The sequence below is a fragment of the Streptomyces sp. NPDC014734 genome, from assembly GCF_043083325.1.
GTDB lineage: Bacteria > Actinomycetota > Actinomycetes > Streptomycetales > Streptomycetaceae > Streptomyces.
In genome coordinates, this window is record NZ_JBIBYN010000008.1 from 232,360 (window position 1) to 252,034 (window position 19,675).

At 71.6% G+C, this 19,675-nt stretch carries 20 protein-coding genes; 7 read left to right on the top strand and 13 right to left on the bottom strand.

All coding sequences use genetic code 11. The features are described from left to right. The first annotated feature begins 104 nt into the window (after window positions 1-104). Window positions 105-2,021: a Stk1 family PASTA domain-containing Ser/Thr kinase gene (gene pknB / locus ACF1CT_RS15930; RefSeq protein WP_391784408.1), complete on the top strand. Its 1,917-nt coding sequence runs from the start codon at window positions 105-107 to the stop codon at window positions 2,019-2,021. Window positions 2,022-2,030: 9 nt separating this feature from the next. After that, on the top strand, window positions 2,031-2,885 hold the full coding sequence (locus ACF1CT_RS15935) for a deoxyribonuclease IV (RefSeq protein WP_391784409.1): 855 nt from the start codon (window positions 2,031-2,033) through the stop codon (window positions 2,883-2,885). Between the two features lie 31 nt (window positions 2,886-2,916). Here the strand turns inward: ACF1CT_RS15935 and ACF1CT_RS15940 are convergent, their stop codons facing one another. Beyond that, on the bottom strand, window positions 2,917-3,549 hold the full coding sequence (locus tag ACF1CT_RS15940) for a sulfite oxidase-like oxidoreductase (protein WP_391784410.1): 633 nt from the start codon (window positions 3,547-3,549) through the stop codon (window positions 2,917-2,919). A 155-nt stretch (window positions 3,550-3,704) separates the two neighbouring features. Between ACF1CT_RS15940 and bfr the strand changes: the two genes are divergently transcribed. After that, a complete protein-coding gene (gene bfr, locus ACF1CT_RS15945; protein ID WP_391784411.1) occupies window positions 3,705-4,184 on the top strand; it encodes a bacterioferritin in 480 nt (159 codons plus the stop codon). An 18-nt stretch (window positions 4,185-4,202) separates the two neighbouring features. On the opposite strand, the gene ACF1CT_RS15950 is transcribed toward bfr, so the two are convergent. Together ACF1CT_RS15950 and ACF1CT_RS15955 are read right to left on the bottom strand one after the other, a co-directional pair. Further along, window positions 4,203-4,532, bottom strand: coding sequence for a bacterioferritin-associated ferredoxin (locus ACF1CT_RS15950; RefSeq protein ID WP_391784412.1), 330 nt, complete (start codon window positions 4,530-4,532; stop codon window positions 4,203-4,205). A gap of 183 nt (window positions 4,533-4,715) precedes the next feature. Further along, complete coding sequence (locus tag ACF1CT_RS15955) at window positions 4,716-6,068, bottom strand: class II 3-deoxy-7-phosphoheptulonate synthase (RefSeq protein ID WP_391784413.1); 1,353 nt, start codon at window positions 6,066-6,068, stop codon at window positions 4,716-4,718. A gap of 97 nt (window positions 6,069-6,165) precedes the next feature. Between ACF1CT_RS15955 and ACF1CT_RS15960 the strand changes: the two genes are divergently transcribed. Both ACF1CT_RS15960 and ACF1CT_RS15965 read left to right on the top strand, forming a co-directional pair. Beyond that, complete coding sequence (locus ACF1CT_RS15960) at window positions 6,166-6,222, top strand: trp operon leader peptide (RefSeq protein WP_078513512.1); 57 nt, start codon at window positions 6,166-6,168, stop codon at window positions 6,220-6,222. An 89-nt stretch (window positions 6,223-6,311) separates the two neighbouring features. Continuing rightward, on the top strand, window positions 6,312-8,237 hold the full coding sequence (locus ACF1CT_RS15965; RefSeq protein ID WP_391784414.1) for an anthranilate synthase family protein: 1,926 nt from the start codon (window positions 6,312-6,314) through the stop codon (window positions 8,235-8,237). 35 nt (window positions 8,238-8,272) lie between these two features. On the opposite strand, the gene ACF1CT_RS15970 is transcribed toward ACF1CT_RS15965, so the two are convergent. The 4 genes from ACF1CT_RS15970 to ACF1CT_RS15985 all read right to left on the bottom strand — a co-directional run bounded on the left by ACF1CT_RS15970 (window position 8,273) and on the right by ACF1CT_RS15985 (window position 12,170). Beyond that, on the bottom strand, window positions 8,273-9,277 hold the full coding sequence (locus ACF1CT_RS15970) for a 2-hydroxyacid dehydrogenase (RefSeq protein ID WP_391784415.1): 1,005 nt from the start codon (window positions 9,275-9,277) through the stop codon (window positions 8,273-8,275). Between the two features lie 168 nt (window positions 9,278-9,445). After that, complete coding sequence (locus ACF1CT_RS15975) at window positions 9,446-10,138, bottom strand: response regulator (protein ID WP_391784416.1); 693 nt, start codon at window positions 10,136-10,138, stop codon at window positions 9,446-9,448. Then, window positions 10,135-11,358 carry a MacS family sensor histidine kinase gene (gene macS, locus ACF1CT_RS15980; RefSeq protein WP_391784417.1) on the bottom strand — a complete coding sequence of 408 codons (1,224 nt, stop codon included), beginning with the start codon at window positions 11,356-11,358 and terminating at the stop codon, window positions 10,135-10,137. The genes ACF1CT_RS15975 and macS overlap by 4 nt, the downstream gene beginning before the upstream one ends. A 50-nt stretch (window positions 11,359-11,408) precedes the next feature. Beyond that, window positions 11,409-12,170, bottom strand: coding sequence for a lysophospholipid acyltransferase family protein (locus ACF1CT_RS15985; protein WP_391784418.1), 762 nt, complete (start codon window positions 12,168-12,170; stop codon window positions 11,409-11,411). Between the two features lie 219 nt (window positions 12,171-12,389). Between ACF1CT_RS15985 and ACF1CT_RS15990 the strand changes: the two genes are divergently transcribed. Both ACF1CT_RS15990 and ACF1CT_RS15995 read left to right on the top strand, forming a co-directional pair. Next, window positions 12,390-13,169, top strand: a complete 780-nt coding sequence (locus ACF1CT_RS15990) for an alpha/beta hydrolase (protein WP_391784419.1) — start codon at window positions 12,390-12,392, stop codon at window positions 13,167-13,169. Next, on the top strand, window positions 13,162-13,923 hold the full coding sequence (locus tag ACF1CT_RS15995; RefSeq protein WP_391784420.1) for a hypothetical protein: 762 nt from the start codon (window positions 13,162-13,164) through the stop codon (window positions 13,921-13,923). Before ACF1CT_RS15990 ends, ACF1CT_RS15995 begins: the two co-directional genes overlap by 8 nt. Before the next feature lie 51 nt (window positions 13,924-13,974). Here ACF1CT_RS15995 and ACF1CT_RS16000 read toward each other — a convergent pair whose 3' ends face one another. The 6 genes from ACF1CT_RS16000 to ACF1CT_RS16025 all read right to left on the bottom strand — a co-directional run bounded on the left by ACF1CT_RS16000 (window position 13,975) and on the right by ACF1CT_RS16025 (window position 19,251). Next, window positions 13,975-14,733, bottom strand: coding sequence for an endonuclease/exonuclease/phosphatase family protein (locus ACF1CT_RS16000; protein ID WP_391784421.1), 759 nt, complete (start codon window positions 14,731-14,733; stop codon window positions 13,975-13,977). Between the two features lie 243 nt (window positions 14,734-14,976). Then, window positions 14,977-15,918 (bottom strand): ROK family glucokinase, encoded by a 942-nt coding sequence (locus tag ACF1CT_RS16005; RefSeq protein ID WP_391784422.1) that lies wholly within the window; start codon window positions 15,916-15,918, stop codon window positions 14,977-14,979. A 90-nt stretch (window positions 15,919-16,008) separates the two neighbouring features. Next, on the bottom strand, window positions 16,009-16,485 hold the full coding sequence (locus ACF1CT_RS16010) for a DUF5304 domain-containing protein (protein WP_391784423.1): 477 nt from the start codon (window positions 16,483-16,485) through the stop codon (window positions 16,009-16,011). A 92-nt stretch (window positions 16,486-16,577) separates the two neighbouring features. After that, window positions 16,578-17,885 (bottom strand): ArsA family ATPase, encoded by a 1,308-nt coding sequence (locus ACF1CT_RS16015; protein WP_391784424.1) that lies wholly within the window; start codon window positions 17,883-17,885, stop codon window positions 16,578-16,580. 4 nt (window positions 17,886-17,889) lie between these two features. Next, a complete protein-coding gene (locus ACF1CT_RS16020; RefSeq protein WP_391784425.1) occupies window positions 17,890-18,336 on the bottom strand; it encodes an SRPBCC family protein in 447 nt (148 codons plus the stop codon). Window positions 18,337-18,444: 108 nt separating this feature from the next. Further along, entirely contained in the window at window positions 18,445-19,251 is an 807-nt protein-coding gene (locus tag ACF1CT_RS16025; protein WP_391784426.1) for a metallophosphoesterase, read from the bottom strand. Window positions 19,252-19,675: the final 424 nt, after the last annotated feature.

The window sequence follows — 19,675 nt, forward strand, 5'->3', positions numbered from 1 at the left end:
GGGGCGGACCGGACAACGTGTCCCTGTCACGGCTCGGCTGCAGTACGGCGCCGGGGCCGCCCGGGCCGTACGGGGTGTCCGTGACGGCTCGTAGACTCGCTTCCGTGGATACGACCCTCCAGGACCCGCTCGTCGGGCAGCTGCTCGACGGCCGCTACCGCGTCGATGCCCGCATCGCCGTGGGCGGCATGGCCACGGTCTACCGGGCCGTGGACACCCGGCTCGACCGGGTACTCGCCCTGAAGGTGATGCACCCGGCACTCGCCACCGACGCCACGTTCGTCGAGCGCTTCATACGCGAGGCCAAGTCCGTGGCCCGGCTGGCGCACCCCAACGTGGTCGCGGTCTTCGACCAGGGCGCGCAGGGGCAGTACGTCTACCTCGCGATGGAGTACGTCGCGGGCTGCACCCTGCGCGACGTGCTGCGCGACCGCGGCGCGCTGCAGCCGAGGGCCGCGCTGGACATCCTGGAGCCGGTGCTCGCCGCGCTCGGCGCCGCGCACCGGGCGGGCTTCGTGCACCGGGACATGAAGCCGGAGAATGTCCTGATAGGGGACGACGGCCGGGTCAAGGTCGCCGACTTCGGCCTGGTCCGGGCGGTGGGTTCGGTCACCAGCACCACCGGGTCGGTCCTGGGCACGGTCTCCTATCTGGCTCCCGAGCAGATAGAGCACGGCACGGCGGACACCCGCACCGACGTGTACGCCTGCGGCGTCGTGCTGTACGAGATGCTCACCGGTGCCAAGCCGCACACGGGGGACACTCCGGCCCAGGTCATCTACCAGCACCTCAACGAGGACGTCCCGGCCCCGTCGGCGCTCGTCCCGGACCTGCCGGTCGCTCTGGACGGGCTGGTGGCGAGCGCCACGGCGCGCAACCCCGAGGTCCGCCCGTTCGACGCGGTGGCCCTGCTCGCCGAGGCCCGCGAGGCCCGTTCCGAGCTCACCGAGTCCCAGCTCGACGCCCTTCCCCCGCAGGCGCGTGCCGAGGAGCACGACGCCACCGAGGACCGCACCAGCGTGATCCCGCGCCTGCTCCCGGCCGACCAGGGCGTCGCCCACCACACCAGCCGTCTGGAGACGCCGCCGCAGGAGCCCGCCGGGCCCGGGCCGCGGGCGTCACGCCTGCGCATGCCCCGCCGCTCCGTCATGGCCGCGGTCGTCGCGGTGCTGCTGGTCCTGGGCATCGGCACGGGTGTCTGGTACATCAACTCCGGACAGTTCACCCGGGTCCCCTCGCTGCTCGGCCAGACCGAGAAGGACGCCCGCCAGCGGCTCTCGGACGCCGGTCTGGACGTCAAGGGCGTCGACCGGTCCTACAGCGACACCGTGACGCGGGGCACGGTCATCAGCAGCGACCCCGACTCCGGCGCCCGCATCCGCAGGAACGACGGGGTGCGGCTGGTCGTCTCGCGCGGCCCCGAGATCGTGCGGGTGCCCGATGTCGGCGGCCTCTCCCTCGCCGACGCCCGGCACGAGCTGGAGAAGGCGGGTCTGGTGCCCGGCATGGTCACCAAGGACTTCGACGAGGAGACGCCCCGGGGCGACGTGATCGGGACCGATCCCGAGGCGGGCACCGAACGGCACCCGGACTCCGCGGTCGCCCTCGTCGTCAGCAGGGGCGCACCGGTCGACGTCCCCGGCGTCACCGGGCTCTCCGTCGCCGACGCCACTGCCGCGCTGGACGAGGCCGGACTGAAGCTCAAGGTGCTGCCCGACCGGATCAACTCGCCGGAGGTCGCCGGCGACATCGCGCATCAGTCACCGGCCGAGGGGGCCCGGGCCGGCGAGGGCGACACCATCACGCTCACCGTCTCCAAGGGGCCGCGGATGGTCGACGTCCCGGACGTCACCGGCAAGGACGTCGACGCCGCCACGGCCGAGCTGGAGGACGCGGGCTTCGAGGTCGAGGTCAAGCGCCCGTTCCTCTCGTTCAGCGACACCATCGCCAGTCAGTCCGTCGGGGGCGGCAAGCAGGCCCCCGAGGGCAGCACCATCACCATCAGGACCAAGGGGCTGTAGATCATTCACATGCGCAACCCGGTCGGCGGCCACATCCCGGTGGCCGGTGGCCTCGCCAAGGTCGGTCTCCCCTACGCCCGGGAGATGGGGGCCGAGGCCGTACAGGTCTTCGTCGCCAACCCGCGCGGCTGGGCGACGCCGGTCGGCAACCCGGCCCAGGACGAGCTGTTCCGTGCCGGGTGCGCCGCCGCGTCGCTGCCGGTGTACGTGCACGCCCCGTACCTGATCAACTTCGGCTCGCACACCGAGGCCACCGTCGAGAGGTCGGTTCAGTCACTGCGCCACTCGCTGCGCCGTGCCCGCGACATCGGCGCGCTCGGCGTCGTGGTGCACACCGGTTCGGCGACCGGCGGCCGGCCCCGCGCCGAGGCCCTCGCGCAGGTGCGTACGCACCTGCGGCCGCTGCTGGACGAGCTGACGCACGACGACGACCCGTACCTGCTGCTCGAATCCACCGCCGGACAGGGGGCCTCGCTCTGCTCCCGGACGTGGGACTTCGGGCCGTACTTCGAGGCGCTCGACGCCCACCCCAGGCTCGGGATCTGTCTGGACACCTGCCACATCCACGCGGCGGGCCACGACCTGGCCGGCCCGGCCGGGATGCGGCGGACCCTGGATCTGCTGGTGGACACCGTGGGCGAGGGCCGGCTGAAACTGATCCATGCCAACGACTCCAAGGAGGCGGCGGGCGCCCACAAGGACCGGCACGCGAACATCGGCGCGGGGGACATCGGCGAGGAGCCGTTCCGTGAGCTGTTCTCCCATCCGGCGACCGCGGGCGTGCCGCTGATCATCGAGACACCGGGCGGCAAGGAGGGGCACGCCGCGGACGTGGCCCGTCTCAAGGCGCTCCGCGACCGGTGACGGCCCGGCCGCTGAGCGGACCGGCCGCGGGTCAGAGCTCGGGGCCGTCCCCGGGCTCCTCCTGGTACGAGTAGCGCTGCTCGCGCCACGGGTCGCCGATGTTGTGGTAGCCGCGTTCCTCCCAGAAGCCGCGGCGGTCGGCCGTCATGTACTCGATGCCGCGGACCCACTTGGGCCCCTTCCAGGCATAGCGGTGCGGCACGATGAGCCGGAGCGGGAAGCCGTGCTCGGCGGTGAGCAGTTCGCCGTCCTTGTGAGTGGCGAAAATCGTCCGGTCCGAGGCGAAGTCGGAGAGCCGCAGGTTCGAGCTGAATCCGTACTCGGCCCAGACCATCACATGCGTGACGTCCGGTGCGGGCGGGGCGAGCTCCAGGACCGTACGGGCGAGGACTCCGCCCCATTCGGCACCGAGCATGCTGAATTTGGTGACGCAGTGCAGGTCGGCGACGATCGTGCTGAACGGCAGCGCCGAGAACTCCTGGTGGTTCCAGCAGTGCTTCTCGCCGTCCGCCGTGGCGCCGAAGACCCGGAATTCCCAGCGGTCCGGCTTGAACTTGGGTACGGGGCCGTAGTGGGTAACCGGCCAGCCGCGTTGGAGTCGTTGTCCCGGCGGAAGCTCGGACTGCTCTGACACGCGGTTTTCCCGGCTTTCCGGCTGACCCATGCCTCCATGGTGACAGACGGGTACGGATGATCCCGACCGGGGCAGGGGCGATTCCGGACAACTCATACTAAGCATGCACTTACTGGACGATCTCCGGGCGCGATGCGAGGATGCGGCCAACTTGCCCAGTTCACCGGTTGGAAGGAGCCTCTGCGATGCAGGGCGACCCCGAGGTCATCGAGTTCCTGAACGAGCAGCTGACCGCCGAATTGACGGCCATCAACCAGTACTTCCTGCACGCCAAGATGCAGGAGAACTTCGGCTGGACGAAGCTCGCGAAGTACACCCGCTCCGAGTCGTTCGACGAGATGAAGCACGCGGAGATCCTCACGGACCGCATCCTCTTCCTCGATGGGCTGCCCAACTACCAGCGGTTGTTCCATGTCCGGGTGGGCCAGACGGTCACCGAGATGTTCCAGGCCGACCGTCAGGTCGAGGTGGAGGCGATCGACCGCCTCAAGCGCGGGATCGAGCTGATGCGCGGCAAGGGCGACATCACGTCCGCGAACATCTTCGAGTCGATCCTCGCCGACGAGGAGCACCACATCGACTACCTCGACACCCAGCTGGAACTCATCGAGAAGCTCGGCGAGCCGCTGTACATCGCCCAGGTGATCGAGCAGCCCGACAGCTGAGGACCCTCCCGGTGACGGTCAGGCCGCCTCGGACAGCCGCGGGCCCGGGGCCGCGCCGGGAACGGGACCCGGACCGGCATCCTGCGCGGCCTGCGCGGGGACGTTTCCCGCGGACGCCGATCGCGCGGGGACGGAGTCCTCGGCGACGGCGGACGTCCGCTCCCGGCCGAGCAGCTCACGGCGCGGACAGGCGCCCCGGCCGAGCAGGGCCTGAATGGCACGGACGCAGCCGCCGCAGTCCGTGCCCGCCTTGCACACGGAGGCGATCTGGCGGGGCGTGCACGCCCCGGCCTCCGCATGCTCCTTGACCTGCTTGTCCGTGATGCCGAAGCAGGAGCAGACGTACATGCGGTTCACCTCCCGACGGGTCCGGTTGCCGGTGCTGTTCGTGGCGCCGTCACCCCGTTTCTCGGTGAGGCTAACCTAACCTTACCCGCGCCGGGGCTTCCCGAAAGCCCCGGAACGCCCGGTGGGGCACGGATCACATCGATCCGTGCCCCACCGTCGTACGCGTGTCACCTGCGGTGATGCCTACTGGTCCCGGTACATCTCGGCCACCAGGAACGCCAGGTCGAGGGACTGGCTCCGGTTGAGCCGCGGGTCGCAGGCCGTCTCGTAGCGCTGGTGCAGATCGTCCACGAAGATCTCGTGGCCGCCGCCGACGCACTCGGTGACGTCGTCGCCGGTGAGCTCGACGTGGATGCCGCCCGGGTGCGTGCCGAGGCCCTTGTGGACCTCGAAGAAGCCCTTGACCTCGTCCAGGACGTCGTCGAACCGGCGCGTCTTGTGTCCGGAGGCGGCTTCGAAGGTGTTGCCGTGCATCGGGTCGGTGACCCAGGCCACGACGGCCCCGGACGCGGTGACCTTCTCGACCAGCTCGGGAAGCTTGTCGCGGACCTTGTCGGCGCCCATGCGGACGATGAACGTCAGCCGGCCGGGCTCACGGTCCGGGTCGAGGCGCTCGACGTACTGCAGCGCCTCCTCGGCCGTCGTGCTCGGACCGAGCTTGATCCCGATCGGGTTGCGGATCTTCGAGGCGAACTCGATGTGGGCGTGGTCAAGCTGCCGGGTGCGCTCACCGATCCACACCATGTGACCCGAGACGTCGTACAGCTGCCCGGTGCGCGAGTCGACGCGGGTCAGCGCCGACTCGTAGTCCAGCAGCAGCGCCTCGTGCGAGGCGAAGAACTCGACCGCCTTGAACTCGGCGGGGTCGGTGCCGCACGCCTTCATGAAGTTCAGCGCGTTGTCGATCTCGCGGGCGAGCGCCTCGTAGCGCTGGCCGGACGGCGACGACTTCACGAAGTCCTGGTTCCAGGCGTGCACCTGGCGCAGGTCGGCGTAACCGCCGGTGGTGAAGGCGCGCACCAGGTTCAGCGTGGAGGCGGACGCGTGGTACATCTGCTTCAGCCGCTGCGGGTCCGGGACGCGGGCGTCCTCGGTGAAGGCGAAGCCGTTGACGGAGTCGCCTCGGTAGGTCGGCAGGGTGAGGCCGTCGCGGGTCTCGGTCGGCTTGGAGCGCGGCTTGGAGTACTGGCCGGCGATCCGGCCCACCTTGACGACCGGGACGGACGCCGCGTAGGTGAGGACGGCGCTCATCTGGAGGAGCGTCTTCAGCTTGGCCCGGATGTGGTCGGCCGACACGGCGTCGAACGCCTCGGCACAGTCACCGCCCTGGAGCAGGAACGCCTCGCCCTTGGCGACGGCTCCCATACGGGCACGCAGCTGATCGCACTCGCCCGCGAAGACGAGCGGCGGATACGACGCGAGTTCCGCGAGTACATCGCGCAGAGCCTCGGCATCGGGGTACTCGGGCTGCTGCGCCGCGGGAAGGTCTCGCCAGGTGTGGCCACCGGCGACGGAGGTATTGGCGTTCACGGTCACACCGACAACATTACGGGGTCCGGCGCTCCGTCCATTCTCAGGCTCAATAGTTGAGACGGGCGCTCGGATGACGCCGTCGTCCGCTAAGGTTCGGGGCATGTTCGCGCAGACGACCCAGAACTGGTGGTGGACCGCTCATCCGGCGGCCCACTGATCGATCGCGCGACAGACCACGCGAAGGCCGCCCGAGGGGCGGCCTTCTTCGCGTTTCGGGAGCCGTTCCTCCTCATGGAAGGAACCCCCATGTACCAGCCCCACCGCACCGGCCCCGTCATCCAGCGGCTGCTCGGTGACGACTGCCCGCCGTTCGCGCTGCTGCACAGGCGGACCCCCGGCCACGACCAGGACATCGTCGAGGTGCTGATCGGCCGGGTGCGGGAGGCGGACCGGCTCGCCGACCTCCCGGTCGGGCCGCTGCCCTCGCTCGCCCTGGTGCCGTTCCGGCAGATCGCCGAGCGCGGGTTCGACGTGCGCGACGACGGGACGCCGCTGTCCGTGCTGGTCGCCGAGGAGACGTACGCGCTGCCGCTCGCCGAGGTGCTGAGACACCTGCCCGCGCACGAGGTACGCGTCGAGGACGGCGGCTTCGACGTGCCCGACGAGGAGTACGCCGGGATCGTCCGGCGGGTCATCGAGGACGAGATCGGACAGGGCGAGGGCGCGAACTTCGTGATCCGGCGGACCTTCCGGGGCGAGATCCCCGGCTTCGGCAGGGCCGACGCGCTCGCCCTCTTCCGGCGGCTGCTGGCCGGGGAGCGGGGCGCGTACTGGACGTTCGTCGTGCGCACCGGCACCGGCGGAGCCGCCGGGACCCCCGCGACGGGACGGACCCTGGTCGGCGCGAGCCCCGAGGTGCATGTGCGGATGTCCGGCGACACGGTCGTGATGAACCCGATCAGCGGCACCTACCGCTACCCGGCCGAGGGGCCGACCGTCGAGAACCTGCTGGCCTTCCTCGCCGACCACAAGGAGCGGGACGAGCTCTCCATGGTCGTCGACGAGGAGCTCAAGATGATGTGCACGGTCGGCGACATGGGCGGGGTGGTGATCGGGCCGCGGCTCAAGGAGATGGCCCATCTCGCGCACACCGAGTACGAACTGCGCGGACGTTCCTCGCTGGACGTGCGGGAGGTGCTGAGGGAGACCATGTTCGCGGCGACCGTCACCGGCTCCCCCGTGCAGAACGCCTGCCGGGTGATCGAGCGGTACGAATCGGGCGGGCGCGGCTACTACGCGGGCGCGCTGGCGCTGCTGCGGCAGGAACCGGGCGGGGCACAGACCCTGGACTCGCCGATCCTGATCCGCACCGCCGACATCGCCGCCGACGGACGGCTGCGGGTGCCGGTGGGGGCGACACTGGTGCGCCACTCCGATCCGGACAGCGAGGTCGCCGAGACCCACGCGAAGGCGGCCGGGGTGCTGGCCGCGCTGGGGGTGCGGCCCGGTCGTCCCAAGGACGGGGCGGCGCGCCCGGCGCGGCTGGCCGACGACCCGGGGGTACGGGCGGCGCTGGACGCCCGGCGGGACGGTCTCGCCCCGTTCTGGCTGCGGATGCAGGAGCGCGCCCGGGACCTGTCCGGCCACGCGCTGGTGATCGACGGCGAGGACACCTTCACCGCGATGCTGTCCCATCTGCTGCGCTCCTGCGGACTGGAGGTCTCGGTGCACCGCTTCGACGAGCCGGGGCTGCGCGCCCGGGTGCGCGGGCACGAGGGCCCGGTCGTGCTGGGCCCCGGACCGGGGAACCCGGGCGACACCGCCGATCCGAAGATGCGGCTGCTGCGCTCCTTCGCGGCGGAGCTGGTCCGCGACCACCGGCACGGCCTGCTGGGCGTCTGTCTCGGCCATGAGCTGATCGCGGCGGAACTGGGGCTGGACATCGTCCGCAAGACCGTGCCCCACCAGGGCGCGCAGGTCGCCATCGATCTCTTCGGGCGGCCGGAGACGGTCGGCTTCTACAACAGTTTCACGGCGCGCTGCGACGAGGGGGTTGTCACCGAGCTGGCGGCGCACGGCATCGTGACGAGCACGGACCCGGCGACCGGGGAGGTGCACGCGCTGCGCGGGCCGGGTTTCGCGTCGGTGCAGTTCCATCCGGAATCGGTGCTGACGCTGCGCGGCACGGCGATCGTGACGGAACTGCTCGCGGGACTGCCGGTCGGCGGCTGAGAGCCTGTCGGGTGGGGCCCCGGGGTTCCGGGGCCTCAGACCGCCGGACGGGCGGGGACGAGGACGTTGTCGCCCCGGCGGCCGGCCAGGTAGTCGTCGACGTTCCGCACGGTGGCGTCGATGATCTGGCCCACCGCGTCCCGGGTGTAGTACGCCTGGTGCGAGGTCACGATGACGTTCGGGAAGGTGACGAGCCGGGCGAGGGTGTCGTCGTCGATGCCCTCCAGGGACTTGTCGAGGAAGAAGAGCCCGGCCTCCGCCTCGTACACGTCGAGCCCGACCCCCAGGAACCGGCCGGCCCGGAGTTCGGCGACCAGCGCGGTGGTGTCGATGAGTCCGCCGCGACTGGAGTTGATCAGGATCGCGTCGTCCTTCATGCGGGTCAGGGCGTCCGCGCCGATCAGGTGGTGGGTCGAGGACAGCAACGGGACGTGCAGGCTGATCAGGTCGGACTCGGCGAGGAGCCGGTCCTTGTCGGCGTACTCCATGCCGAGGCCGACGCAGGCGGGATTCTCGGCGACGTCCCAGCCGAGCAGCTTCATGCCGAAGCCGTGGGCGATACGGGTGAACGCCTCACCGATCTTGCCCGTGCCGATCACCCCGGCCGTGCGCCCGTGCATGTCCCGGCCGAGCAGGCCGTCGAGCCGGAAGTCGAAGTCGCGGGTGCGGCCCGCGGCCCTGATGACACGGCGGTTGACCGCCATGGCGAGGGTCCAGGCGAACTCGGCGACCGAGTACGGCGAGTAGTGGGAGACCCGGGCGACCGTGAGGGCGAGCCGCTCGGCGACATCGAGGTCGATGTTGTTGAAGCCGGTGGAGCGCTGGGCGATCATCTGGGTGCCGCCGGCCGCGAGGGTCTGCAGGACGCCGCTGTCCAGATCGGCGTTGACGCTGGTGGAGATGATCTCGTGGCCCGCCGCGATGGGGGCGGTGTCCGCGGTGAGGAAGACGTCCAGGCAGCGGACCTCGTGCCGCCCGTCGAAGGCCCGCTCGATCAGCGGCTTCTCGTCGGACTGCACGCCGAAGGCGAGGATCTCCACGTCTGCTCCCGTTCGTCGCGGATCGGGGACGTGCGCCGGTCGTCGCGAGCACGGCGCGGTCATCGCGAATATACGGCGCGTGTGCCCGGCCCGCCGCCCGGACCGCCGCGTGCGGGACGGTGGCCGCGGGGGACGGCGGGCGCGGACCGGACGGCGGGCGCGGCTTGCTCAGACGTCGTCGAGACCGCGTTCGATCGCGTACCGCACGAGCTCCACACGGTTGTGCAGCTGGAGCTTGCCCAGGGTGTTCTGGACGTGGTTCTGGACGGTGCGGTGCGAGATGACCAGCCGCTCGGCGATCTGCTTGTACGAGAGCCCCTTGGCGACCAGCCGCAGCACCTCCGTCTCGCGCTCGGTGAGCCGCGGGGCCCCCGGCTCGTCGGCGGCGACCGGCGCGGGGTCCGAGGCGAGCCTGCGGTACTCGCCGAGGACCAGTCCGGCCAGGCCCGGGGTGAAGACGGGGTCGCCGACGGCGGTGGACCGCACGGCCTCGGTCAGCTCCCGCGTGCTGGCCGACTTGAGCAGATAGCCGGTGGCGCCGGACTTGACCGCCTCCAGCACGTCGGCGTGCTCACCGCTCGCGGAGAGCACCAGCACGCGCAGCCCGGGCTGGGAGCCGACGAGCTCCTTGCAGACCTGCACGCCGGGCATGCCCGGCAGGTTGAGGTCGAGAACGAGGACGTCGGGAACCGCCGCCTTCGCCCTGCGGACGGCCTGCGGCCCGTCACCGGCGGTCGCCACCACCTCGAACCCCGACTCGGCGAGATCGCGGGCGACGGCGTCGCGCCACATCGGGTGGTCGTCGACGACCATCACCCTGATGGTCCGCTCCTCGGTGTTCCCGACACCCTGCGCGCTCATCTTCCCGATCCCGCCTTCCCCCGTGAAACCTTCGGTACCTTCAACTCGACCTCGGTGCCCTGGCCGGGCATGGAGGTCAACTCCGCCGTGCCGCCCAGGTCACGCAGTCTGCCCCGGATCGACAGGGCGACGCCCATCCGCCCTTCCCCCTCCGCCTGGGCGAGCCGTCCCTCCGGAATGCCCGGCCCGTCGTCCCGGACCGTGACGATCACCTCGTCCGGCCAGTCCTCGACGAGGATCCACGCCTGTGCCTCCTCCCCCGCGTGCACCCGCACATTGTCCAGGGCGGCACCGACAGCGGCGGCCAGCTCCGCGGCGGCGGCGGGGGCGAGCAGCACCGGGGCCCCCGGCTCCGCGAGGCTGATCCGGGAGCCCGCACGCGGGGCTAGCAGGGAACGCAGGTCGCAGTCGGCCGCCCCGGACGGTTCGTCGTCGACCTCCACGCTGCGGACCACGGCGCCCTCGGCCGCGTCCTCGGAGACCCGGGTGGCGGGCACCAGCCCGCTGGTGACCAGGGTGCGCAGGGCGATTTCCTGCTCCCCGGCCATCCGGCCCAGTTCCGCGGCCTCGCCGCCGAGCGCGGTGCCGCGGCGCTGCACCATCGCCAGGACCTGGAGGACGCTGTCGTGGATGTCGCGGGCCAGCCGCTCCCGTTCGCGGGTGGCGGCCTCGATCTCCAGCGCGCGGGCGAGGGTGCGCTCACTGGCCCGGGCCACCTCGACGACGTAGCCGATGGCGATGGAGGCGACCCAGACCAGCAGGACGTTGTGGAACGTGTCCCGGCTGGGATCGCCGCGCTCGACGATGTTGACGACGGCGACGAGGGTGGAGGCGAAGGCGGCCCAGCGCCAGCCGCCCTTGAGGGCGAAGGCCAGCACCGCCCCCGCGGTCCAGATGGACGGCAGCGTGGGACCGTCGATCCGCTGGGCCTCGAAGTCGGCGAGCGGGGTGAGGAGTATGCCGACGAGGGCGACGGTCAGGTCGGCGCCGAGGAAGCGCTTGGTGCAGGCGACGGCGCCCGAGACCTTCGGGAGGGTCGCGAGCGTCCAGACCGCCAGGAACACCAGGAAGGCGACGGCGACCCACGGCCGGTCGTACCGCTCCCGGCCGAAGACCACGAGCAGGACCGCGTAGACCATCGTCAGGATGCGATAGGCCGTCAGGGCGCGCCACAGCGGCTGTTCGACCGACATCCGCACGACGCGTTCGCGCCTTGCCACTTCTCCACCCCCCGGACGGAAACGACGCAGCTACGCGCCGAACCGTTCCGTCACCCCTGTGTTCCGGACTCTCCGGCCGCGCGCTTCTCCTCGGCGCGGCGCTTCTCCTCCTCGGCGCGGCGTTTCGCCTCGTCCGCGATCTGCCGCTTGGCGGCGGTCGCGTAGATGTCGACGTACTCCTGGCCGGAGAGCTTCATGATCTCGTACATCACCTCGTCGGTGACCGAGCGCAGGATGAAGCGGTCCCCGTCCATGCCGTGGTAGCGGCTGAAGTCGAGGGGCTTGCCGATCCTGATCCCCGGGCGCATCAGTTTGGGGACCACCTTGCCGGGCGGCTGGATCTTCTCCGTGTCGATCATCGCGACGGGGATGACGGGCGCCCCGGTGGCCAGCGCGACCCGGGCGAGCCCGCCGGGCTTGCCCCGGTAGAGACGCCCGTCGGGAGACCGGGTGCCCTCCGGGTAGATGCCGAACAGCCCGCCGCTCTCGATGACTTCGATGCCCGCGCGGATGGCCGCCTCACCGGCGCCGCGGGTGCCCGAGCGGTCCACCGGGACCTGCCCGACGCCCTTGAAGAAGGCGGCGGTCAGCTTCCCCTTCACGCCGGGCGAGGTGAAGTACTCGGATTTGGCGATGAAGGTGACCTTGCGGTCCAGGACGGCTGGCAGGAAGAAGGAGTCCGAGAAGGACAGGTGGTTGCTCGCCAGAATCGCCGGCCCGTGCGCGGGGACGTTCTCCAGTCCCTCCACCCAGGGCCGGAAGGCGAGCTTCAGGCTGTTGCCGATGGAGAGCTTCATCGCGCCGTAGATCAACTCGGGTGCCTCCTGTGTCCTGTCCGACAGACCTTAACCCGTGCCACCGCCGGTGCTCCCGCCCGGCACGGGACCGTCGTGACGGCCGGGGACGTCCGGGGCCGTGACGACCGGGCCGAGACGGCTCTGGTCGGTGTCAGTCCGGTCGCGTACGGTGAAGTCATCCTCTGTACTCCCCCTTCCGCTCCCCTTCGAGCCTCACGATCAAGGAGATCTCCGGTGCCGGTCCTGCCTGGAGCCGAGCCGTTCCGCCACGAGGGCGGAGAGGTCGGCGTCCTTCTCTGCCACGGTTTCACCGGTTCGCCCCAGTCTCTGCGTCCCTGGGCCGAACACCTGGCGGAGCGCGGTCTCACGGTCTCGCTGCCGCTGCTGCCCGGGCACGGCACCCGTTGGGAGGACATGCAGATCACGGGCTGGCAGGACTGGTACGCGGAGGTGGACCGGGAGTTGCGCGGTCTGCTGGAGCGGTGCGAGCAGGTCTTCGTCCTCGGTCTCTCCATGGGGGGCGCGCTGACGCTGCGGCTGGCGGCGAAGCACGGGAACGCGATCAGCGGACTGGTCCTCGTCAATCCGGCCAACAAGGTCCACGGCCTGTCGGCGTACGCGCTGCCCGTCGCCCGTCACCTGGTGCGAACGACGAAGGGGCTGGCGAGCGACATCGCCAAGGAGGGCTCCGCGGAGGTGGGCTACGACCGGGTGCCGCTGCACGCGGCGCATTCGCTGCGGAACTTCTTCCGTCTGGTCGATGCCGAGCTGCCCCAGGTCACCCAGCCGATACTGCTGTTGCACAGCCCGCAGGACCATGTGGTGCCGCCCGCCGACTCGGCCCGCATCCTCAGCCGGGTGTCGTCGACGGACGTCGAGGAGATCCTGCTGGAACAGAGCTACCACGTGGCGACGTTGGACCACGATGCGGAGCGGATCTTCGACGAGAGCTACCGGTTCATCGGCCGTCTCGCTCCGAGTGCCGGGAAGAAGGGGAGCACGTCCGGTGGCTGAGCACGACGCGGAACGCGCGGGAAGCGAGGAGGGACGGGAGCCGCTGCCCGCCGAGGGAACGGCCCGTCCGGCCGAGGGAGCCGTTCCGTCGGCGGCGGGTGCGTCCGGGGCCGGTACGGCCGCCCCGGACGACGGCGGCACGTCCCCGGACCCTGCCGAAAAGGTCCCGGCCGAGAAGGCCCCGGCCGACGACCGGTCCGGTGGGCCCGGCGAGCCTGCCGGCGGGCGGATCGACGAGGCCGCGGCGTGGAAGGCGATCGTCGCGGGCTACGGCGAGGAGCCGCCGGACCCGCCGGGTGCCAAGCCGTTCCGGTCGGTCGAGGACCTCGCCCTGCTGGAGGACGATCAGTCGGGCGTGCTCGATCCGGACAAGGGGATCGGCAAGAAGTCCCCCAAGCCGCCCGAGCGGCCGCTCGGCAGCTCGGTCGTGTTCGCGCCCGGCGTCGCCGGTCCCCGCGACTACGAGGTCGCCCAGCCCAAGGACGACGACTTCGACGACACGGACGAGGGGCACTTCGTGCCTCCGGAACCGCCGCCGCTGCCGGAGGCCGACGTCACGGCGAAGTTCGCCTGGCTCGCGGTCGTCGGCGGTCCGGTGCTGATGCTGGTCGCGGTGCTGTTGCGGTGGGACATGACGTGGTGGCTCACCACGGTCTGCGTCGGCGGTTTCCTGGGCGGCTTCGTCACACTGGTGGCACGGATGAGCGACGACGACGAGGGCGACGACGACCCGGGACGCGGCGCGGTCGTCTGAGAGCCTGCCGGGTGGCCTCTGACCGGGCGTCGCGCCATGTCCATGGGCCGGTCAGGGCAGGATCGTGGGCACCCGCAGGGCCGCCAGCACCGGCAGGTGATCGCTCGCCGCCCGCAGGTCCGCGCCGGACACGCCGGGCAGTGCGGTGGGGACGCCGCAGCCGAGCACCTCGATGCCCTCCGTCGTGAAGACCGCGTCGATGCGCCGCAGCGGGTCGTCGGACGGGAAGGTGTTCTCGTCGCCCCACGGCCGGGCCGTCCGGCAGTCCCTCAGCCGCCCGGCAAGTCGTCGGAACGCGGCACCGCCGGGTACCTCGTTGAGGTCGCCGGCCACCACCGCGTGCTCGACGCCCATCGCGTCGAGTTGTTCCAGCACCATCCCGGCCTGGGCCAGGCGTTCATCGGACCGCAGGCTCAGGTGGAAGCTCAGCAGGCCGATCCGGAGGCCCGCGATCCGTACCACCGAGGTGGCGAGGCCCCTGCGGTGCAGTCCCGGGGTGCGCGGCAGCAGGAGGTCGTCCGTCCGTTCCACGGCGGCCCGCAACGAACAGAGCAGCAGCGGCCCGGCCGCCGTCGCGCCGCCGCCGAGCACGACGAGGCCGGTCCGGGCCGCGAGCCAGGCGGCGCGCTTGCGCCAGCGGAAGAAGCGCGGGGCCTCCTGGACGAGGACGAGGTCGGGGGCGCAGGCGCCGATGACGCGGGCCAGGGCCCCGCGGTCGTCGCGCATCGACCGGATGTTGTAGCAGAGCACTCTGATGACGGCCGAACCGTCCGGCTCGGTACGGGAGTCGGGCAATGGCGTCGCAACCATGTGTCTCACGATACGACGGACGCCCGTCGCGTCCCATGGGGCGCGGCGGGCGTCCGGTCTCGTACGGTGTCGGCGGCTCAGAGTCTGTCGGGTGACCTTCGGCCGGGAAGCGGACACGGCGGGGTGCGTGCGATTCCCGGGCGCCGGGACGGCCCAGTGGCGGAGCCACTCGGTCGTCCCGGCAACACCGGAAGCGCGCGTGCCGGGACGTGGCAGCCCGGCCAGGGGCCACCCGGCAGGCTCTCAGCCCTGGCGGGCCAGGTCGGCCGCGCCCACCAGACCGGCCCTGCCGCCCAGTTGGGCGGCGAGGACCTGGGCGTGCGGGCGCCATTCGCCGCCGATGAGCCAGCGGCGGAACGACTTGCGGATCGGGTCGAGGACGAGTTCGCCCTCGTCCGAGACCCCGCCCCCGACGATGAACGCGGACGGGTCGAAGAGCGAGGCGAGGTCGGCGAGTCCGGCTCCGGCCCAGCGGGCCAGCTCCCGGAACGAGTCGATCGCCACCGGGTCGCCCTGCCGGGCGGCCTGGCTGATGTGCTTACCCTCGATGCCGCCCGCCGTGCCGTCGCCGAGCGACAGCAGGATCGAGGCGTTCTCCGGGGTGGCGTTGGCCCGCTGCCTGGCGTAACGGACCAGGGCGCGCCCTGACGCGTACTGCTCCCAGCAGCCCTGGCTGCCGCAACCGCAGAGCAGACCGTCCGGGACGACCCGGATGTGGCCGAACTCGGCGGCCACCCCGAAACGTCCGCGGCGCAGCTTGTTGCCGATGATGATGCCGCCACCGAGGCCGGTGCCCAGCGTGATGCAGATGACGTCGTCGTGGCCCTGTCCGGCACCGAAGCGGTACTCGCCCCAGGCGGCGGCGTTGGCGTCGTTCTCCACGACGACCGGAAGGCCGACGCGCTGTTCGACCTTGTCCTTCAGCGGCTCGTGCCGCCAGTCGATGTTCGGTGCGAACAGCACGGTGGCGCGCTTGTCGTCGACGTATCCGGCGGCGCCGATGCCGACGGCGTCGATCCGGTGTCCCTCGCTCGCGCCGGACACCGCCGACGCGATGGCGTCCACGATGCCTTCGGCCGTCGGCGGGGTCGGCACCTTGAACGTCGTGAGGATCCGGCCCTCTTCGTCGACCACTCCAGCCGCGATTTTCGTGCCGCCGATATCGACGCCGATGGTGAGTCCCATGAATCCCTCAGTTCCGGTCGAGCCCCGCTGGGGCCAACCGTACCCGAGCCGGGGACCCGGCCCTTTCCTCGCCGGCTCTTTCCCCGCCGGTCAGTCCAGGTCGATGTGCTGTCCCGTGGCGGGGCCCTCGTCACGGGGGTCGGTGGGGTCGCCCGACTGTTCCCCGGTGGCGGCCGGCTTTTCCGGGCCGCCCGTGTCCTCGGCCCGCCGGGTCCAGCGGCGTTCCTGGCCCTCGACGGCGGAACGGTAGGCGGCGAGGAGTTCACCGCCGGCCGCGGCGAGGTGGTCGAAGACGTCCGGATTGCGTTCGATGACGGGCTGGGCGGCGGACTTCGCCTGTTTGACGATCTGCTGCACGGTGTCCTGTGCCGCCGCGCCGAACAGCGGCGACGGCAGGGACGAGAGCTTGTCGGCCACGGCGTCGACCAGCTTGCGCAGTTCCTCGGCGGCGGTCCCGGGCTGTGGGCCGTACTGGGCGCGGCGGCGGGCCTTCTCCGCTTCGAGGTCCTCGGCGCAGGCCCGGGCCCAGGCGTCGTCGTCGACGGGACGATCGGTGGCTTCGCTCATGGCGGACTCCTGCGACGTGTTTCGCCCGCGGTCGTGCGTACGGGACCGTGCGGGTGGCTACTACCGACGTTACCCGACCCGCGCGACGCCGTTCAGTCAGTCCGCGGCCACAGTCCGGGGTCGGGGGTGAACCTGACCCGGAGCACCCCGCCGGTGAGGGCGGCGCCGGAGACGGTGCAGCGGCGGAGCCCCGACTCCAGAGGGACGATCCGGTGGAACGGGCCGACGGCGAGCAGCAGTTCGTTGCCGCGGCGTACCAGTTGCAGGTCCGACTTGACCGCGCCGGGCAGCGGCAGGCACCAGACCAGTACGGAGCCGTCGGTGGACGGGGCGGCCACGATGCGGCTGCCGGGCAGCGGCACGTCGAGGCCCTCCGGCACGTTCGGGTCCTCGATCCACCACGGGTCCTCGGCCCTGCCGGGCGAGCGCCCGTCCAGTCCCGCGGCCAGCCCGTCGCCCCCGACCGGGTCGCCGGTGCCGGTCGCCCCTCGCCGGACGGGAACGGCCCGGGTGCCGAGGAGCGCGAGGTCCTCAGGGCCCCGGGGATCGCGGCCGAGGTGGGGCACCTCGCACAGGGCGGTCGTGGGGGCCCACTGCTCGTGCCAGTGGCCGGCGGTCTTCTCCTGCTGGGCGGCGAGGGCCGCGAACCAGGGGTCGGCGGAGTGCCGGGGCAGTACCCGGTTCATCACGAGGGTGTCGACGCGCAGCCCGTACAGGGCGAGGCCGGTGCGGGCGGTGCGCAGGGCGTCCTCGGCGGCCGGCCCCGGTTCGGCGACCAGCCGCACGGTGGTGGTGCGGTCCTCGATCAGGGCCTGGACGTCGGCCAGCTCGGCGTCCTTGCGGGCGGCGGCCTCGTACAGCCACTGGGCGGGCATGGGCACGCCGGCGAGTTGGGCGAGCATCGGCCGCAGGGCGCGTGCGGCCTGCCGTTCCGGGGGCAGCAGCCGGCGCAGGTAGCGGCGCAGCTGTTCCGGGAGGGCGAGCAGGGCGAGCGCTTCGCGCAGCGGGGGCAGGTCGACGACGAGGACGTCGTAGCCCGCGTGCGACCAGTCGCCGACGGCGGCGCGGCGCAGGGTGTGCAGCAGGGCGAGCTGGGTACTTCCGGGGAGTTCGGTGAGTTCCTCGCCGTCCAGCCGGTTCCCGCCGAGCAGGTCCAGGACTCCGGAGGCCCGGTCCTGGAGGGTGAGGAGTTCGTTCCTGAAGTGTTCGCCGGAGTCGACGCGGGCGGACCACAGGCCGTCGGCGACCTCGGTGGGTTCGGTGTGTCCGGGCAGGCCCGGTATCACGTCGGCGGAGAGCAGCAGGGTGCGGCGCCCCCCGCGGGCGGCGGCCCGTGCGGTGGCCGCCGCGACGGTGGTACGGCCGGCGCCGCCGGGGCCGGTGACGAGAACCGTACGCACCGGGTCAGTCCTTCGGGACGGATTCGACGCGCTTCTTCAGACCGGCCAGGGCCCGGTCGATGATGACCTTCTCGGCCTTGCGCTTGATCATGCCGAGCATCGGGATCTTGACGTCGACGGTGAGCCGGTAGGTGACCTCGGTGCGGTCGCCGCCGAGCGGGGCGAGCGTGTAGGAGCCGTCGAGGGCGCGCAGCATCTGGGACTTGACGAGGGTCCAGCTGACCTCGTGGTCGCCGGTCCAGGTGTACGCGAGGGTGTGGTCGTCCTTGATCGCGCCGGCGTCGAGGACGAGGCGGACCTTCTCGGCGCGGCCCCGGTCGTCGGAGGCGAGCACCTCGGCCTCCTTGACCTCACCGGTCCACTCCGGGTAGCGGGCGAAGTCGGCGATCACTCCCATGACGTCGGCCGGTGCCGCCTCGATCGTGATCGTCGAGCTGGTGTGTTCAGCCATCGCCGTGGCTCCTCCAGTGCGGTGTGACCGGTGCGTCGGCAGATGCCTGCCGTCAGAAGGCTATCGCGTGCGGACGGCGTCCCGTCCCGGGGCCCGGCGCCGGTGGCCTCACCACTCCAGGGCCCATGGCCTGCCGGTGGACGCGAAATGGCCGACGTTCACGCACTCGGTGGCGCCGATCCTCATCCGGCGGACCAGCGGCTGGTGGACATGGCCGAACAGCGCGTACCGGGGGCGGGTGCGGCGGATGGCGTCGAGCAGGGCCCGGCTGCCGCGTTCGAAGCGGCGGGCGACCGTGTCGTAGGTCAGCTCCGGCATGTCGGGCGGGATGTGGGTGCAGAGCACGTCGACGGGGCCGACCGCCTCGATCTTGGCCGCGTACTCCTCGTCGTCGATCTCGTACGGGGTGTTCATCAAGGTCTTCAGACCGCCGCCGACGAAGCCGAACACCCGGCCGCCGATCTCGACGCGGTCCCCGTCCAGGACGGTGGTGCCCGGTCGGGCGTACTCGGACCACAGGTCGGGGAGGTCGACGTTGCCGTAGGTGGCGTACGTCGGAGTGGGGAAGGCCGCGAAGAGTTCGGCGTATTGCTTGCGCACCGCCGAGACGATGGCGGCGTCGCGGTCCATGCCGGCCCACAGGCCGCGGCCGAACTCCCGGGCCTCCTCGAAGCGGCGCGCGGTGCGCAGTTCGACGATGCGGTGGGCGTTCTCGACGCCGAAGAGGTCGGGGAAGATGCCGCGCGAGTGGTCGGCGTAGTCGAGGTAGAGGACCAGGTCCCCCAGACAGATCAGGGCGTCCGCGCCGTCCCCCGCGCGGGCCAGGGCCTCGGTGTTGCCGTGCACGTCACTGACCACGTGGAGGCGCGTGCGCCGGGTGTCGGGGCTTTCGCGGAGGCTCGATGCGGCAGGCATGGCGGTCAGCCTAAGGGCTTTCCCGGTCATCCGTGAGGGATCGGTGCGCGGCGTCGGATGCGGTGCGTCGCAGGGCGGAGGGACATGCGCGTGCCGGACGCACGCGGATGTTCCGGCGACGTCGCGAGGTGCCGTAGCCGTCGTCGCGCGCCCGCCCGGAATTGCCGGACACCGCCCGGTGACCCGAGGTCCGCCGGGAACCGGCTCGTCGTCCCGGACGGGGCCGCCGCCGGTCACGGACGGTGGACTACTGTGCGCGCAAGGACCACCGTTGTATGTGACGCATAAGACATCTGGCCGGAACCCTCTATCGGGAACTGAGTACTGGTGGGTAACGTCCGGGCAGTCCAGTCGTGCTCACTTCCACCGATGAGCATCTGCCTATCTTGGACCGCAGCCGGTGCGTCACACGGAGCAGTGGCAC